The following is a 16,261-nucleotide window of genomic DNA, read 5'->3' as shown; positions in this document are numbered from 1 at the left end:
CCCGCCATGACCACATCGCGCCCCATCGAACTGGAGTTCTCGCGCAAGTACGACCGCCAGCACGCCTACGAATACCTGCACAAGCACCAGGATGGCCTGGCCCGGCGGCTGTCGCACTGGCGTGACGAGCAGATGGCGCGCCGCGCCCTGAAGATCGCCGGCGAGCCTGATCTGGTCCTCGATCTGCCCTGTGGGGCCGGGCGCTTCTGGCCGCTTTTGGCCGAGCATCCGAGCCGGATGATCTTCGCCGCGGACAATTCCGCCGACATGCTAGCCATCGCTGAAGCCTCGCAGCCGCTGGAGGTGGTCAAGCGGGTGGAGACCTTCCAGACCTCGGCCTTCGCCATCGACATGGGCGACAACGCGGTGGACAGCATCTTCTGCATGCGCCTGCTGCATCACATCGCCGACCCGGCGCATCGGCTGGCGATGCTGCACGAATTCCACCGCGTCACGCGCGACACGCTGATCGTCTCACTGTGGGTCGATGGCAACTACAAGGCCTGGAAGCGCAAGCGCCTGGAGCGCCGCCGGCCGGCCAGGGACAACCAGAACCGCTTCGTCGTCGCCCGTTCGGTGATCGAGGCGGAGTTCGCCGAGGCCGGCTTCGACATCCTCGACTGTAATGATTTTCTCCCGGGCTACGCCATGTGGCGGGTCTACGTGCTGCGCAAGCGGGGTTGAGCATGAGTCGACCTCTCGTACTGCCGGCCCGCGAAGCGCGTACCAGCACCTTTCAGCGCTGGTGGAACACCCAGGGCGAATGGGTCGAGGAACCCAACCAGCGCCGCGCCGGCGAAAGCGGTGTGCAACGGATACGGCTGCGCGATCCGCAGCAGCCGCTGCTGTACTGCAAACGGCAGATTGGCCACCTGTATCGCTCGCCGCTGCATCCTTTCGGCCGGCCCACGGTGCTGCGCGAATTGCAGGCGCTGCAAGCATTTGGTCGGCTCGGCGTGCAGGTGCCGGAACTGGTCTACTGCGGCACGCGACAACAGGCCGGGCAGTGGCAGGCGCTGCTGGTGACGGCAGAGCTGGAAGGGTTTGTCAGCCTGGAGGACTGGTATCAGCAGGACTTGAGTGAGCGCTTCGGCCCAACGGTACAGGAGCGCATGCTCGTGGCGGTCGGGATCACCCTCGCGCGCATTCACCAGGCGCGCTGGCAGCACGGCTGCTGCTATCCCAAGCACATCTTCATCAGGGTTCAAGGTGAAGGTGACGCGGCCAGCGTCGAGGTTGCTCTGCTCGATCTGGAAAAGAGCCGTCGCCGGCTTCGTCGCAGCGCCGCGGCCCGGCACGACCTGCGCCAGCTCAGGCGTCATCGCCAGAACATGCCGGAGCAGGACTGGCAACGATTGCTGGCCGCCCACGCGGCATTCAGCGATCTGCGCGGTTCCTGCCGCGATCAGGGGGGCAGGTTCGGCACCCGGCGTTCAGTTAACCCTTCCCCTGCGAACCAGCAACACACCCGATTCCATGTGGTGCGTATAGGGAAACTGGTCGAACAGCGCGCAGCGCTCGATGCGATGGGTGTCGGCGAGCTGGGCGATGTTCTGCGCCAGGGTTTCGGGATTGCAGGAAATGTAGAGGATGCGCTCGAAGCGGCGGGTCAGCTCGCAGGTGTCCGGGTCCATGCCGGCGCGTGGCGGGTCGACGAAAACGCTGCCGAAGTTGTAGCTCTTCAGGTCGACCCCGGCCAGGCGGCGGAATGGGCGCACCTCGTTCAGCGCCTGGGTCAGTTCTTCGGCCGACAGGCGAACCAGGCTGACGTTATCGATGCCGTTGTCGTCGAGGTTGGCCAGGGCGGCGTTCACCGAGGATTTGCTGATCTCGGTGGCCAGCACCTTGGGCACGCAGGTGGCCAGCGGCAGGGTGAAGTTGCCGTTGCCGCAATAGAGTTCGAGCAGGTCGTCGTTTCGCTCGCCAAGAACGTCGTAGGCCCAGTTCAGCATTTTCTGGCAGACCTCGCCGTTGGGCTGGGTGAAGGCGCCTTCGGGTTGGCGATAGCTGAAGGTGCGGCCGGCGACCGTCAGCTGCTCGGTCACATAGTCCCGTCCGATGACGATGCGCTTGCCCTTGGAACGGCCGACGATGCTGACGCCCAGGGTTGCCGCGAGCCCTTCGGCCTCGGCCTGCCAGGCGTCATCCAGCGGGCGATGGTAGGCGAGCGTGATCAGCGCATCGCCGGACAGGGTCGTCAGGAACTCGACCTGGAACAGCTTGAAACTCAGGGGCTCGCTGGCTTGCCAGGCGGCCTTGAGCTGCGGCATCAGCTCGTTGATGCGGCGGCTGGCGATGGGGAAGCTATCGATCAGGATCGGCGTGTGCTTGTCGCCGGGCTCGAACATCGCGTAGTGGCGCTGGCCGTCCTCGCGCCACAGGCGGAACTCGGTGCGCAGCCGATAGTGTTCACGCGGCGAGTCGAACACCTCGGGTGCGGGTGCATCGAAGGGCGCCAGCAGTTCCACCAGCCGCGCGGCTTTCTCGGCGAGTTGGGCGTCGTAGGTGGCGGGGTCGAATTGCGGAGCGCTCATGAAGACTCTTGGAATGGTAGGTAAATCGTAGGGTGGATCGGGGCGCGCAGCTGACGCTTCATCCATCCACCGTAGCCGTATGAAAGGTGGATGAAAAAAGCGTCATCCACCCTACGGAACGTCAGCCGGCAAACCAGCCCAGCTTGACCACGAACAGGATCGAGAGGATCCACATCGCCGGGCTCAGCTCGCGCCAGCGACCAGCGAGCAGCTTGATGGCGGTCCAGGCAATGAAGCCAAAGGCAATGCCGTTGGCGATGGAGAAGGTCAGCGGCATGGCCAGCGCGGCGATGGCCACCGGTGCGGCGACGGTGAGGTCGTCCCAGTCGATGTTGGCCAGGCTGCTCATCATCAGTACCGCGACGAACAGCAATGCCGGCGCGGTGGCGTAGGCCGGCACGGCGCCGGCCAGCGGCGCGAAGAACAGGCTCAGCAGGAACAGCAGTGCGACCACGCATGCTGTCAGGCCGGTGCGGCCACCGGCGCTGATGCCGGCTGCCGATTCGATGTAGCTGGTGGTGGTCGAGGTGCCGAGGGCGGCGCCGGCCATCGTCGCGGTGCTGTCTGCCAGCAGCGCACGGCCCAGGCGCGGCATGCGACCGTCCTTGTCCAGCAGGTCGGCTTTCTGCGCGACGCCGATGAGGGTGCCGGAGGTGTCAAACAGGTCGACGAACAGGAAGGCGAAGATCACGCTGAGCAGGCCGATGTCCAGGGCGCCGGCGATATCCAGCTGCAGCAGGGTCGGCATCAGCGATGGTGGCATCGAGACGACTGCGCCCAGTTCCGAAAGCCCCAGCAGGATCGACAAGCCGGTGACCAACAGGATGCCGATCATCACTGCGCCGGTGACCTTACGATAAGCCAGCGCGGCGATGACGAAGAAGCCCAGGCAGGCCAGCAGCGGGCCGCCGGTGGTCAGGTCACCGAGCCCGACCAGCGTCGCCGGGTTGTCGACGACGATGCCGGCATTTTTCAGCGCGATGATCGCCAGGAACAAACCGATCCCCGCGGCAATACCCGAGCGCAGGGCCAGCGGAATGCTGTGGATGATCCATTCGCGGATCTTGAAGATCGACAACAGGAAGAAGATCGCGCCCGAGAGGAACACCGCACCCAGCGCCGTCTGCCAGGTGTAGCCCATGGTCAGCACCACGGTGTAGGTGAAAAAGGCGTTCAGGCCCATGCCCGGTGCCAAGGCGATCGGGTAGTTGGCAACCAGGCCCATCACCGCCGAGCCGATGGCCGCGGCCAGGCAGGTGGCGACGAATACCGCGCCGTGATCCATGCCGGTTTCGGCAAGGATGCTCGGGTTGACGAAGAGGATGTAGGCCATCGTCAGGAAGGTGGTGAGACCGGCGAGGATCTCGGTGCGCAGCGTGGTGTTGTGCGCTTTGAGTTGGAACAGCTTCTCCAGCATGGTCAATCCTCTCGGGTCCCGGTCGTGGGTTGGCGGTTGGGTATCGGCTGCCTCTCGGGGCAGTTGGTTCGCTACAGCAAAGCCCATCCGGGCGCGGCTCGCAAAAGCCGCGCATCTTACACCGCCGCTGCGCCCGGTTGAATTTCCATCGGGTGACCGGCCGGTTCCCGGTCGTCTGCTCGGCTGCCGACGGCGCGGTCATTGGTCGCAGCGCGAACTAACCCGGCCCACGGCCAGTCATTGAAAGCATGTCGGCGCGAACCGGCGCATCGTATGAATTCATGAGGGAAACGATGGACAGTGTCGATCTGGGCGTCCTGCGGCGCGCCCGCGACTGGCTGCGCGACGGCCATGAGGTGGTGCTCTACACAGTGCTTGAAACCTGGGGCAGCGCGCCTCGCCCAGTGGGTGCGCTGCTGGCGCTGCGCGACGACGGGCGGGTCGAGGGCTCGGTTTCGGGCGGTTGCGTCGAGGACGACCTGCTCGCCCGGCGCAAGGTGATCGCCGAGCGTGGCAAGGGCTGCGAGCTGATCACCTACGGAGTCAGCAAGGAAGAATCTGCGCGTTTCGGTCTTCCCTGTGGCGGGACCCTGCGCCTGCTCGAGGAACCTCTCACCGACGGCGGATGGCTGGATGAATTGCTACAGCGCTGCGCCGGTCACGAACGTCTGGTCCGCCGCCTCGATCTGACCAGCGGCGCGGTGAGCCTGGCGCCTGCCGGTCGCAACGAGGCATTGCAGTTCGATGGCCATACGCTTCGCGCACCCTTTGGCCCGAGCTGGCGCCTGTTGATGATCGGCGCGGGGCAGCTGTCGCGCTACACCGCGGAGCTGGCTGCCGGGCTGGGTTTCGAAGTGCTGATCTGCGATCCCCGTGAAGGCTACGACCATGACTGGAGCGATACCGCGGTGCGCTTCGTGCCGGGCATGCCCGACGACGCCGTGCTGGCCATCGAGCCTGACGCGCACACCGCCATCGTCGCCCTGACCCATGATCCGCGACTCGATGACATGGCGCTGCTGACGGCCCTGCAGTCCGATGCGTTTTATGTCGGTGCGCTCGGCTCGAGGGTCAACAGCGAAAAGCGCAAGGCCCGGCTGCTCAGCCTGGGGCTCAGCGAGCAGGAGGTGAATCGACTGCACGGTCCGATCGGCCTGCCCATCGGTAGCCGTACACCGGCTGAAATCGCCCTGTCGCTGATGGCGCAGGTAGTCGCGATCAAGAATGGAGTGCTGCAAGCCCAGGCTGCGCCGGAGCGCCGTTGTGCCTGACGCCCTGTGCACCCTGGTGCTGGCGGCAGGGCAGGGCAGCCGTTACCGCGAGCAAAGCGACGAGGACAAACTGCTGGCCGGCTGCACGCCTGAGCCCGATGCGCCGCCAATCCTGGAAGCGACGCTGCGCTCGCTGGTGGGCATCGGCGGGCAGCTGGCGGTGGTCGTTTGTGAGGACAATCCGGAGCGGGTCGCCTGGCTCGAACGTCAGGCGGGCGGTTTCGACGCCCAGGTGCTGGTGATCCGTACCGAAGGCCTCGGCCACAGCCTGGCCCAGGCGGTGGCGCACTGTCCGACTCGTCGCGGTTGGCTGGTGGCGCTGGGCGATATGCCCTACCTGCGGCGCGATACCCTCGAGCGCATTGCCGCCGCCATCCAGCCACAGCGGCTCGTGGTACCGGTCTACCAGGGGCAGCGCGGCCATCCACGCGGCATTGGTGCCGATTTCGGGGCGCTGGTGCGCGTCCTCAGAGGCGATCGCGGTGGTCAGGCGTTGTTTGCCGGGCCGTCGGTGATCGAGGTCGAGGTGGACGATCCTGCCATATTGCAGGACGTCGACCGTCCAGAGGACAGGCGCCTGGGCTAGCGCCTCGGATCGACTGCTCAGGTTCCTCGACATGCTGATGAACGAATTTTCCGCGCGCGCAGTCGTACCCCTAGGCGCACGGAAAGCGCACCCAATGCCTGAGGTCTTCGGCGATCCTGCACAGAACAGGCCCCCGAAGCCGCCCAAACCGTGAGGCTGCCATGAGCGAAACGTCTACCACCACAGGCGGGATTGCCGCCTGTTCCATCACCCTTCAATTGAACGGCCAGAGCCGTGAAGTCGAGGTTTATCCTTGGACCACGCTGCTTGATCTGCTGCGCGAGCAGCTGCACCTGACCGGCACCAAGAAGGGCTGTGACCACGGCCAGTGCGGCGCCTGTACGGTGCTGCTCAACGGCAAGCGGATCAACAGCTGCCTGACCCTCGCCGTGATGCACGATGGTGCCGAGCTGACCACCATCGAAGGGCTGGCAGGGGGCGAAGAGCTGCATCCGATGCAGGCCGCCTTCATCAAGCACGACGCCTTTCAGTGCGGCTATTGCACGCCCGGGCAGATCTGCTCCGCCGTGGGCATGATCGCCGAAGGACGAGCGCAGACCCGCGATGATCTGCGCGAGCAGATGAGCGGCAATGTCTGCCGTTGCGGCGCCTACACCAACATCGTCTCCGCCATCGAGGACGCTGCGGCGCAAACCCGCGAACGCCTGGCCGGTGCACGGGAGGTAACGCCATGAACCCCTTCAGCTATGCACGCCCGAGCAGTGTGGACGAGGCCATCGGCCAGTTCCGTGCGGACAGCCGCTACATTGCCGGTGGCACCAACCTGCTCGACCTGATGAAGGAAAACGTCACCCGTCCTTCCCAGCTGATCGACATCACCCAGCTACCACTGGCCGATATCGAAGAAACGGCGGACGGTGGCTTGCGCATCGGTGCCCTGGTGAGCAATGCGGATCTGGCCTGGCACCCGTTGGTGGAGCAGCGCTACCCGCTGCTGTCCCAAGCGATCCTGGCTGGCGCCTCGCCACAGCTGCGCAACATGGCCACCACCGGTGGCAACCTGCTGCAGCGCACCCGCTGCTACTACTTCTATGACAGCACCACGCCGTGCAACAAGCGTGAGCCGGGTACCGGCTGCTCGGCGCGTGACGGCTTGAATCGCATCCATGCCATCCTCGGCCACAGCGATGCCTGCATCGCCGTGCATCCCTCGGACATGTGTGTGGCCATGGCGGCGCTGGAAGCCGTGGTGCATGTCCAGGGGCCGCAAGGCGAGCGGCAGATCGCCTTTGCCGATTTCCATCGCCTGCCCGGCGAAGCGCCCGAGCGTGACAACATGCTTGAAGACGGCGAGCTGATCACCTCGGTCGAGTTGCCGGCGCAGGATTTCTCGGCGCACAGCAGCTACCTCAAGGTGCGTGATCGCGCCTCCTACGCCTTCGCGCTTGTTTCCGTTGCCGCCGCGCTGGACATGGACGGCAGCAACATCAGCAGCGCCCGCATCGCCATGGGCGGGGTGGCACACAAGCCCTGGCGCAAGGCCGAAGCCGAGGCGGCGCTGGTCGGCAAGCCCGCAGGCGAGGCCGCGTTCACCACCGCTGCGGACATTTTGCTCCAGGGCGCCAGTGGCTTCGAGCACAACGCCTTCAAGATCGAACTCGGCCGCCGGGCCATCGTTCGCGCCCTGTCCGACGCCGCCAGAGGAGCCGCCCAATGAAACCAGTCACATCCCCTTTCGGCCAGCCGTTGAACCGCGTCGACGGTCCGCTCAAGGTCACCGGCCAGGCGCACTACGCCGGTGAGTTCGATGTCCCCGGTCTGCTCTATGGCAGCGTGGTCAACAGCAGCATCGCCCGGGGTCGGATCATCAGCATCGATGCCAGCGCCGCCGAGGCCGTGCCGGGTGTAGCGCTGGTACTGACTCATCAGAACCGCCCACCGATCGCCAGCTATGACGAGCCCTACGAGGACGATGACGCGGCCGATGGCTCGCCGTTCCGCCCGCTGTTCAACGACCGCGTCCTCTACAGCGGCCAGCCGATCGCGCTGGTGGTCGCGGAAAACCTGGAGCTGGCCCGCTATGCCGGCAGCCTGGTGCACGTCGAGTACGAGCGCGAGCCCCATCACACTGACCTGCTCAGCGAGCTGCACACCATGCACAAGGCGCCGGTAGAACTGCCGGAGCCGCGCGGAGACGTGGACACCGCGCTGGCGAACGCTCCGGTCAAGGTCGAAGTGCAGTACACCACGCCGGTCGAGCACCACAATCCGATGGAGCCCCATGCGTCCACCGTCCACTATTTCCCCGAGGGCAACCTGGAGATCTACGACAAGACCCAGGGCGTGCAGAACTGCATGCGCTATCTCGAAGGCGTGTTCGACATGGAGGGCAAGATTCGCATTCTTTCCCCCTTCGTCGGCGGCGCCTTCGGCTCCGGCTTGCGACCTCAGTACCAGCTGACCCTGGCAGTCATGGCGGCGCTCAAGCTCAAGCGCTCGGTGCGTGTCACCCTCAAGCGCCAGCAGATGTTTACCTTTGGCTATCGCCCGCGGACCGTTCAGCGCCTCTCCCTTGGTGCAGGCGCCGATGGGCAGCTGCAGGCCATCACCCACCAGGCGATCGGCCAGACCTCCAGCTTCGAGGACTTCACCGAGCATGAAGTGGAATGGTCGGGAATGCTCTATGAGTGCCCGAACGTAAGGCTCGATTACCAGATGGTGCCGCTGGACGTTTACACACCGCTGGACATGCGTGCACCGGGCGCGACCATCGGTGTGTATGCGCTGGAGAGCGCCATGGACGAACTGGCCTACGCGGCGGGCGTCGACCCGTTGCAGCTGCGCCTGGCCAACTATTCCGACCGCAACGCCAACGAAGGCAAGCCCTATTCGAGCAAGGAATTGCGCCAGTGCTATGAGCAGGGCGCCGAACGCTTCGGCTGGTCGCGTCGCTCAATGGAGCCGCGCTCGATGCGTGATGGCGATCAACTGATCGGCTGGGGCATGGCCACCGGCGTCTGGGAAGCCATGCAGATGCCCGCCGCGGCCAAGGCCTGCCTGGAGCCCGGCGGTCGACTGGTGGTCAGTAGCGCCACCTCAGACATCGGCACTGGCACCTACACGGTGATGACCCAGATCGCGGCGGCAGCCATGGGCTTGCCGATGGAGCAGGTCGAGTTTCGCTTGGGCGATTCCAGCCTTTCCCAGGCGCCGCTGGAGGGTGGGTCCTTTACCGTCTCGTCAGTTGGCACCGCCGTGCAGCAGGCGTGCGAGGCGCTGCAGGAAAAACTGCTCGACGCGGCCCAGCAGTCGCCGGTTTCGCCGTTTACCGGGGCCAGGCTCGACGACGTTGAATTCGTCGACGGCCAGATGCGCTTGAAGGCATCACCGGAGCACGAGGTTGAGTTGGCACAGATCCTCGGCGCAAGCGGCTCCATCGAGGCCGAAGTCAGTACAAAGCCGGGCGAGAAGCGCAACGCCTATTCCACCGCCACGCATTCGGCGATTTTCGTCGAGGTGCGAGTAGATGAGTCGCTGGGCACCGTTAAGGTCAGCCGGGTGGTCAGTGCGGTGGCGGCAGGGCGCGTGGTCAACCCGAAGACGGCCGGTAGCCAGATCTCTGGCGGCGTGGTCTGGGGTATCGGCCAGGCGCTCCATGAGGAAACCATGATCGACCACAAGCTGGGTCGTTACATGAACCACAACCTGTCCGAGTACCACGTCCCGGTGAACGCCGATATCAACGACATCGAGGTGTTCTTCGTCGAAGAGAAGGACGAAATCGTCAACACGCTGGGCTCCAAGGGTGTCGGTGAGATCGGCATCGTAGGTGTAGCGGCGGCGGTGGGTAACGCCATCTTCCACGCCACCGGCAAGCGCGTGCGTGACCTGCCGATCACCATGGATAAGTTGCTTTAGAGGCAGCTGGAAGCTCGAAGCTTGAAGTGAAGCAAAGAAGACTGGACACCTGATAAAGGCCCCATGACGCTAGCTTCCAGCTTCCAGCTTCCAGCTTCCAGCTTCCAGCTTCCAGCTTCTAGCTTCAGTCCAAATCCCGATGCAACTGATCGCGGTTGGCCAGCGTCGGGAATAGTTTCATCCAGGTGCCGGTGATGATCAGCGTACCTACCCCGCCGATCACCACCGCCGGTACCGTGCCGAACCAATGCGCCGTCAGGCCGGACTCGAATTCGCCGAGCTGGTTGGACGCGCCGATGAACAAGCCGTTGACAGCACTGACCCGGCCACGCATCGCGTCCGGCGTCTCCAGCTGCACGAAAGCGCCACGGATAACCATGCTGATCATGTCCGCCGCGCCCAGTACTACCAGCACGCCCATGGACAGCCAGAACGACGTGGACAGGCCGAAGGCGATGGTAGCCAGGCCGAACACGCCGACAGCCGCGAACATGACCCGTCCGACCTTTTTGTTGATGGGATGACGCGCCAGCCATAACGACATCAGCAGTGCGCCGACTGCGGGCGCCGAGCGCAGCAGCCCGAGGCCCCAGGGGCCGGTGAGCAGGATGTCCTTGGCGAACACCGGCAGGAGTGCCGTTGCGCCGCCGAGCAGGACGGCAAACATATCCAGGGAGATGGCGCCGAAAATATCCGGTCGGCTGCGGATGAAGCGCATGCCCGCGAGCAGGTTGTCCATCGCCGGGCCAGTCTGCTTTGGCGGCGCCGGGCGCTTTGGCAGGCTCAGCATCAGGCTGCAGGCCAGGCCGAAGAGCAGCGCCACCGGGCCGTAGACCCACAAGGGGCCGATGGCGAACAGGAGCCCGCCGAGCGCAGGGGCGACGATGGTGGCCGTCTGCATCGCCGACGAGGAGGCTGCGACCGCCGCCGGAAACAACTGCGTGGGCACCAGACTCGGTAATAGCGCCTGTGTGGCCGGCCCTTCGAACGCGCGGGCGGTGCCGAGCAGGAACGCCAGCACGAAGATCATCTCGCGAGTCACCCCGAGCCCGCCGGCGCCAAGCACCAGCGCCAGGGCGATCAGCCCCTGCAAGCCCTGACACAGCGCCGCCACACGGCGTCGGTCGAAGCGGTCAGCGACATGGCCGGTCCATAGAATGAACAGCAGGCGCGGGAAGAATTCAGCCAGGCCCACCAGGCCGAGGTCGAGCACGCTCCCCGTCAGCTCGTACATGTGCCAGCCGATGGCAACGGCGAGCATCTGGAAGCCGCTGGCAGTGAAGACGCGGGCGAACCAGAACTTGATGAAGGGGCGTTGGTGGCGCAACAGCAGCTTGGCGTGTGTGGACATCAGGCGGGCGCATAAAAAACAGGGCCGGCCACATTAGCACGCAGCCGCGGTAGCGCCGTGCCGTACGGACCATCGCCGCGAACAACCTCCAGCCACCGCGGCCCGTCCGCGACCTAAAGGCTTCACTCTCCGTAGGAGCGGGCCATGCCCGCGAGGGCAGGAAACCCCCGGAGGTAGCCCATTCGCGGCCATGGGCCGCTCCTACAAGGCCACGGGCTATCGCCGCGATTAACACCCCACCACCGCGGCCCGTCCGAGACCTAAAGACCTCACTCTCCGTAGGAGCGGGCCATGCCCGCGAGGGCAGGAACCCCCGGAGGTAGCCTATTCGCGGCCATGGGCCGCTCCCACAAGGCCACGGGCTATCGCCGCGATTAACACCCCACCACCGCGGCCCGTCCGAGACCTAAAGACCTCACTCTCCGTAGGAGCGGGCCATGCCCGCGAGGGCAGGAACCCCCCCCGGAGGTAGCCCATTCGCGGCCATGGGCCGCTCCTACAAGGCCACGCCGTACGGCCCACATCGGCGGATAGCCCGGTTCGGGTGGCGAACTGCCTGATGCTCAGCCGAACCGCCGCCTCGCTCACGGCTTGATCGCCCGGAGGATGACGAACTTGGGCGTCGCTGCGATCTGCTCGACCTTGCCGAACAGGCGCTTGAGTTTGAGGTGATAGCCCAGGTGACGGTTGCCGACGATCCACAGCTCGCCGCCCTTGGCCAGCGCCGTCTTGGCCTGGGTGAACATCCGCCAGGCGAGGAAATCACCGACCACCTGTTGCTGATGGAACGGAGGATTGCACAGCACCAGATCCAGCGAATCCATCGGCTGCTCGGCCAGCCCGTCGCCGGCACGGATATCGGCCGGGCGTTCGCCGAGGATCGCCCGCCAGTTCTCCCGCGCCGATTGCACTGCCATGTAGCTCTCGTCCACAAGTGTCATCTGTGCCTGCGGGTTGCTCAGTGCATAGACGATACCCAGCACGCCGTTGCCGCAGCCCAGGTCCGCCACACGCAGGTTGCCGAGCGCCTTGGGCAGGTGTGGAAGGAAGGCACGGGTGCCGATGTCCAGGTCTTCCCGGCAGAACAGATTGGCGTGGTTGAGCAGTTCGATGCCCGGCTGATCGAGGCGGTAGCGGGTCGGGTAGGGCGAGCGCGGTGCCGGCTTGTCGGTCGGCGTCGCAGTCAGCAGACGCGCCTTCTTCACCGCCAGCGAAGCCTGCACCGGGCCGATGTACTTCTCCAGCAGATCACCCGCCGCGCGTGGCAGATGTTTGATCATCGCGCCGGCGATCACCTGCGCATCCGGCGCCAGTTGGCCATGCAGGCGAATCAGCTGTTCTTCCAGCAGGGCGAGCGTTTTCGGCACGCGGATCAGCACCCGATCGAACGGGCCTTGCGCGACCTCACTGGCGGGCACGAAGGCCAGCGCATCACCCGGAAGCGCGTTGCGTTGCAGGTTCTTTTCCAGGGCCACGTGTGCCAGGTGCGAGTCGCCGCTGCTGGTCACCTGCGCCTGCGTCGCCAGCGAACAGCCCAGGGCGCCAAAGCTGTCATTGAGGATCAGCACCCGCGTTGATGCAGGCAAACCCTGCTCGTGCAGCTGCGCCAACAGGTATTCATCCGCCGCATCGAACGCCTGCAAGGGTTCGTTGGGCTGTTCCGGCTGGCGGATCAGATCGAGGCGGGCGTAAGGCGATTCGAGAATAGGCATAAGAACTGGCGGTGTTTGTAGTCGTCGGAAAGGAGTATCAAGAGAACAGTCAGTTGAAAAACTATCCCCGAATCCGCAGTTGTCCGCGAAGGGAGCGAAGTATGACCGTCAACGAAGAGAAGTTCACCCGCCAGCGTCTGCTCGAGGTGCAGACGCTGACGCCCAGTCTGTTCACCCTGCGCACCAGTCGCGATCCCGGCTTCCGCTTTACCGCCGGGCAGTTCGCCCGCCTCGGCGTGCGAAAACCCAGCGGCAGCATCGTCTGGCGGGCGTACTCGATGGTCTCGGCGCCCCATGACGAGTTTCTCGACTTCTTTTCCATCGTGGTGCCGGACGGTGAATTCACCAGCGAATTGAGCCGCCTCAAGCCCGGCGACGAGCTGCTGATCGACAAACAGGCGTTCGGCTTTCTGACCCTCGACCGCTTCATCGACGGGCGTGACCTCTGGCTGCTGGGCACCGGTACCGGCAGCGCGCCGTTTCTCTCGATTCTGCAGGACTTCGAGGTCTGGCAGCGCTTCGAGCGGATCATCCTCGTTTATAGCGCACGCAGCACAGCCGAACTGGCGTATCAGGACCTGATCCGCGAGCTGCCGCAGCGCGATTATCTGGAGGGTCTTGGTTCGAAGCTGACCTACCTGCCCGTGGTGACCCGTGAGAAGGTGCCCGGTGCGCTGCATGGGCGTGTCACCACCCTGATCGAGAACGGTGAACTGGAACGCGCGGCCGATCTGCAACTGGAGCCAGAACATTCGCGCATCATGCTCTGCGGTAATCCGCAGATGATCGAAGACACCCGCACCATCCTCAAAGCACGCAATCTCAACCTAAGCCTGACCCGGCGGCCGGGGCAGGTTGCGGTGGAAAACTACTGGTAAACCCTCCGGTGGTCTCAGCAGGAGGTCAGTATTCGGAACCGCTGTTGGCCAACTCGGCCTGCAGCCAGGTCACGAAGCTGTCCACCAGACGCTGGCGCCGTTTGCGCTCCGGCAGTACGACGTAATAGCCATAGTCGCTTCGCACGCTTGCCAGGCAGACGCGGCAGAGCAGGCCCTGGGCTATCAGGTCGTCCACCAGATGACGCCAGCCGATGGCGACACCCTGACCGGCAAGGGCCGCCTGGATCAGCAGGGTGTAGTTGTCGAAGCGCAGCATGCCCGAGCTGGGCGTCTCGCTGATGCCGAGCGCGTGAAATACGCCACTCCAGTCGAGCCAGCGCGAGCGGCTTTCCGGCCGCAGATGCAGCAGCGGCAGGCGCGCCAGTGCTGCGCTCGGCAATGGTGCGGGCTGCGCCTTGAGCAATAGCGGACTGCAGACCGGGTAGACCTCTTCGCTGAACAGCAGGTGGGCCTGACCGTTCTTGAAGCGCCCGTCGCCAAACACGATCGCGACGTCCGTCTCCGATTGCAGAACGCCCAGGCCGCGCTCGCTGGTCACCAGACTGACATCCACCTCGGGGTGGAGCTGATGGAAACGCTCCAGACGTGGCATCAGCCAGTAGGCGGCAAAGGCAAAGTCGGTGGCGACCTGAAGCACCTCATGCTGCTGCTGCATGGTGACCGCCGCGACGCCCATATCCAGCGTAGCCAGACCTTGCTGCACGTAACCCAGCAGCAGCCTGCCGGCTTCGGTGAGCACGATGCCGCGGTAGATGCGATCAAACAGGCGGCACGCCAGCTGCTGTTCCAGACGCTTGATCTGCTGGCTGATCGCCGGTTGAGTGCTGCCCAGCTCCAAGGCTGCGGCGGTGAAGCTCTGCAGACGAGCGGCTGCTTCGAAGACCCGCAGCGCATCGAGAGGGACCTGGTCGAGCGGGTTTGCCATTAGCTGTAGTTATCCTAGGCATTGGGTGCAGCCGGGTTTACCGCGACGCTGCAAGGTCCAGACTGTGTCATTGCGAATCTCGCATAAAAATCAGGCATGGACCATTCGCATATGAAACGCCCAAACATTTTGTTCATCATGGCCGACCAGATGGCCGCCCCGATCCTGCCGTTGTATGACTCGGCCTCGCCAATCAAGCTGCCTCACCTGTCTCGCCTGGCTGCAGGCGGCGCGGTGTTCGACTCGGCCTATTGCAACAGCCCGCTCTGCGCCCCGTCGCGCTTCACCCTGGTAACGGGCCAGCTTCCCAGCAAGATCGGCGCCTACGACAACGCGGCGGATCTGCCTGCAGACGTACCGACCTACGCCCACTACCTGCGGCGGCTGGGTTACAAGACGGCGCTGTCCGGCAAGATGCATTTCTGTGGCCCTGATCAGCTGCACGGCTACGAAGAACGGCTGACCAGCGATATCTACCCCGCCGACTACGGCTGGGCGGTGAACTGGGATGATCCTGAAACCCGTCTGAGCTGGTACCACAACATGTCGTCGGTGCTGCAGGCCGGGCCCAGCGTGCGCACCAACCAGATGGATTTCGATGAGGAGGTGGTCTTCAAGGCGCAGCAATACCTCTATGACTTCGTTCGCGCCGACGAGGGCCAGCCGTTCTGCCTGACGGTGTCCATGACCCACCCTCACGACCCGTACACCATCCCCGAGGAGTACTGGAACCGCTATCAGGATGAAGAGATTCCGCTGCCACGCCAGCAAATCGCTCAGGATGAACAGGACCCGCACTCGCAGCGCCTCCTGAAGGTCATCGATCTGTGGGGCAAGACGCTGCCCGAACAGAAGATCAAGGATGCCCGGCGCGCCTATTTCGGTGCCTGCAGCTACATCGACGACAACGTCGGCAAGCTGTTGAAGACGTTGGAAGCCTGCAACCTGGCCGAGGACACCATCGTGGTGTTCTCAGGGGACCACGGCGACCAGCTCGGCGAGCGGGGCCTCTGGTACAAGATGCACTGGTTCGAAATGGCCGCCCGCGTGCCGCTGATCATCCGGGTGCCGGGCATGGACTCATCGCGGATCAGCGCTTCGGTCTCCACAGCCGACCTGTTGCCTACGCTCGTCGAACTGGCGGGCGGCACGCCGGAAGCCAGCCTGCCGCTCGATGGCCGCTCGCTGATGCCTCATCTGACCGGGCATGAGGGTCACGATGAGGTGATCGGCGAATACATGGCCGAAGGCACTACCAGTCCACTGATGATGATCCGCCGGGGTGCTTACAAGTACATCTATTCGGAGCAGGACCCCTGCATGCTGTTCGACCTGGTCAACGACCCGCTGGAGCGGGAGAACCTTGTCGATTCGCCCGATCACCAGGGGCTGGCCGAGGCGTTTCTGACCGAAGCCCGGCAGCGTTGGGACATGCCCGTCATTCACCAGCAGGTGCTCGCCAGCCAGCGCCGCCGACGCCTCGTCAGCGAAGCGCTGAGGCACGGCAAGCTGACCAGCTGGGATCACCAGCCCTGGGTGGACGCCAGCCAGCAGTACATGCGCAACCACATCGACCTGGACGATCTCGAGCGCAAGGCACGTTACCCTAGGCCCTGAATCATGACCGCACGGCAGTGTTCAGGCCGTGCCCACGGAACCCTTTCGTACTGAGAGAAGGCAGAAGGAC

At 64.7% G+C, this 16,261-nt stretch carries 13 protein-coding genes and 1 pseudogene; 9 read left to right on the top strand and 5 right to left on the bottom strand.

The features are described from left to right. Positions 1–6 precede the first annotated feature (6 nt). Together AC4LFW_RS14955 and AC4LFW_RS14950 are read left to right on the top strand one after the other, a co-directional pair. A complete protein-coding gene (locus tag AC4LFW_RS14955) occupies positions 7–684 on the top strand; it encodes a class I SAM-dependent methyltransferase (RefSeq protein WP_491820242.1) in 678 nt (225 codons plus the stop codon). A 2-nt stretch (positions 685–686) separates the two neighbouring features. Further along, positions 687–1,391: pseudogene (locus tag AC4LFW_RS14950) on the top strand (lipopolysaccharide kinase InaA family protein); the annotation flags it as partial. A gap of 42 nt (positions 1,392–1,433) precedes the next feature. Here the strand turns inward: AC4LFW_RS14950 and trmA are convergent. Both trmA and AC4LFW_RS14940 read right to left on the bottom strand, forming a co-directional pair. Next, complete coding sequence (gene trmA, locus AC4LFW_RS14945) at positions 1,434–2,534, bottom strand: tRNA (uridine(54)-C5)-methyltransferase TrmA (protein WP_491819897.1); 1,101 nt, start codon at positions 2,532–2,534, stop codon at positions 1,434–1,436. Between the two features lie 121 nt (positions 2,535–2,655). After that, positions 2,656–3,951 carry an NCS2 family permease gene (locus tag AC4LFW_RS14940; RefSeq protein ID WP_491819896.1) on the bottom strand — a complete coding sequence of 432 codons (1,296 nt, stop codon included), beginning with the start codon at positions 3,949–3,951 and terminating at the stop codon, positions 2,656–2,658. A gap of 293 nt (positions 3,952–4,244) precedes the next feature. Between AC4LFW_RS14940 and AC4LFW_RS14935 the strand changes: the two genes are divergently transcribed. From AC4LFW_RS14935 to AC4LFW_RS14915, 5 genes are all read left to right on the top strand, one after another. Continuing rightward, positions 4,245–5,222 (top strand): XdhC family protein, encoded by a 978-nt coding sequence (locus tag AC4LFW_RS14935; protein ID WP_491819894.1) that lies wholly within the window; start codon positions 4,245–4,247, stop codon positions 5,220–5,222. Next, positions 5,215–5,808: a nucleotidyltransferase family protein gene (locus AC4LFW_RS14930; protein WP_491819892.1), complete on the top strand. Its 594-nt coding sequence runs from the start codon at positions 5,215–5,217 to the stop codon at positions 5,806–5,808. Before AC4LFW_RS14935 ends, AC4LFW_RS14930 begins: the two co-directional genes overlap by 8 nt. A 161-nt stretch (positions 5,809–5,969) precedes the next feature. Beyond that, on the top strand, positions 5,970–6,503 hold the full coding sequence (locus AC4LFW_RS14925) for a (2Fe-2S)-binding protein (protein ID WP_491819891.1): 534 nt from the start codon (positions 5,970–5,972) through the stop codon (positions 6,501–6,503). After that, positions 6,500–7,486 (top strand): FAD binding domain-containing protein, encoded by a 987-nt coding sequence (locus AC4LFW_RS14920; protein ID WP_491819890.1) that lies wholly within the window; start codon positions 6,500–6,502, stop codon positions 7,484–7,486. The genes AC4LFW_RS14925 and AC4LFW_RS14920 overlap by 4 nt, the downstream gene beginning before the upstream one ends. Then, positions 7,483–9,687 (top strand): xanthine dehydrogenase family protein molybdopterin-binding subunit, encoded by a 2,205-nt coding sequence (locus tag AC4LFW_RS14915; RefSeq protein ID WP_491819889.1) that lies wholly within the window; start codon positions 7,483–7,485, stop codon positions 9,685–9,687. Before AC4LFW_RS14920 ends, AC4LFW_RS14915 begins: the two co-directional genes overlap by 4 nt. 124 nt (positions 9,688–9,811) lie before the next feature. On the opposite strand, the gene AC4LFW_RS14910 is transcribed toward AC4LFW_RS14915, so the two are convergent. Continuing rightward, complete coding sequence (locus AC4LFW_RS14910; RefSeq protein WP_491819888.1) at positions 9,812–11,038, bottom strand: MFS transporter; 1,227 nt, start codon at positions 11,036–11,038, stop codon at positions 9,812–9,814. A 584-nt stretch (positions 11,039–11,622) separates the two neighbouring features. After that, entirely contained in the window at positions 11,623–12,750 is a 1,128-nt protein-coding gene (locus AC4LFW_RS14905) for a methyltransferase (protein ID WP_491819887.1), read from the bottom strand. Between the two features lie 101 nt (positions 12,751–12,851). Between AC4LFW_RS14905 and AC4LFW_RS14900 the strand changes: the two genes are divergently transcribed. Further along, positions 12,852–13,628 (top strand): ferredoxin--NADP reductase, encoded by a 777-nt coding sequence (locus tag AC4LFW_RS14900; protein WP_491819886.1) that lies wholly within the window; start codon positions 12,852–12,854, stop codon positions 13,626–13,628. Between the two features lie 25 nt (positions 13,629–13,653). Here the strand turns inward: AC4LFW_RS14900 and AC4LFW_RS14895 are convergent, their stop codons facing one another. Then, complete coding sequence (locus AC4LFW_RS14895) at positions 13,654–14,574, bottom strand: choline sulfate utilization transcriptional regulator (protein ID WP_491819885.1); 921 nt, start codon at positions 14,572–14,574, stop codon at positions 13,654–13,656. Between the two features lie 111 nt (positions 14,575–14,685). Here AC4LFW_RS14895 and betC point away from each other — a divergent pair, with 111 nt between their 5' ends. Next, positions 14,686–16,191, top strand: coding sequence for a choline-sulfatase (gene betC, locus AC4LFW_RS14890; RefSeq protein ID WP_491819884.1), 1,506 nt, complete (start codon positions 14,686–14,688; stop codon positions 16,189–16,191). Positions 16,192–16,261: the final 70 nt, after the last annotated feature.

The sequence above is a fragment of the Stutzerimonas sp. C6.4V genome (genome assembly GCF_058536345.1).
Note: the sequence above shows the minus strand (reverse complement) of the source record. Positions and strands in the feature narration are given on the sequence as shown.